Origin of the sequence: Mycobacterium sp. 1245801.1 (assembly GCF_001673055.1) — a bacterium.
GTDB classification, from domain to species: Bacteria; Actinomycetota; Actinomycetes; order Mycobacteriales; family Mycobacteriaceae; genus Mycobacterium; species Mycobacterium europaeum_A.
In genome coordinates this window covers 1-549 of sequence record NZ_LZKY01000245.1, presented here as the reverse complement: position 1 = coordinate 549, position 549 = coordinate 1, and the positions used below count along the sequence as shown (strand labels likewise).

Below are 549 nucleotides of genomic sequence, written 5' to 3'. Positions count from 1 at the left end.
ACCCACTCGCCGCGATGCCGAAAACCCGACGCGGTCGAACCGGTGTCCACGGGCACCACCGCGCCCCGTTGCGGCGCTGGCCTACTCCATCGCCTGGCGGGGGCGGCGCTGGTGGAGCCGGCGGGTCCCGCTGGTCGCGGCGGTCGGCGCTGTCACCGGCGCCGCGACGCACTGGTACTACAGCACCCTCGGGCTGGCCAGCGAACCGCCGCCATGGCAAATGTGGCTGTGGACCACGTTGGCGGGCTCGGCCGTCGCGGTCGCAGTCGCCAGCTGGCGCCGCGCCGGGTGGTGGCGACGCAATGTGTGCGTGTTCGCGGCATCGTTCTGCCTGTTGAGCGCGGGCCTGACCATCAACGCGTGGCTGGGATATTTTCCGACCGTCTCCGCCGCCTGGGGCCAGCTGACCAATGGACCGCTGCCGGACCAGACCGATTTGCGCGCCGCCTACACCGCCAGGTCCAAAGGCGTTGCGCCGCAACGGGGCGCGGTGGTGCCCGTGGACACCGGTTCGACCGCGTCGGGTTTTCGGCATCGCGGCGAGTGGGT

At 71.8% G+C, this 549-nt stretch carries 1 pseudogene; it reads left to right on the top strand.

Annotated features, from left to right (window positions below):
* A pseudogene (locus A5622_RS29730) lies at positions 1-549 on the top strand (hypothetical protein); the annotation flags it as partial.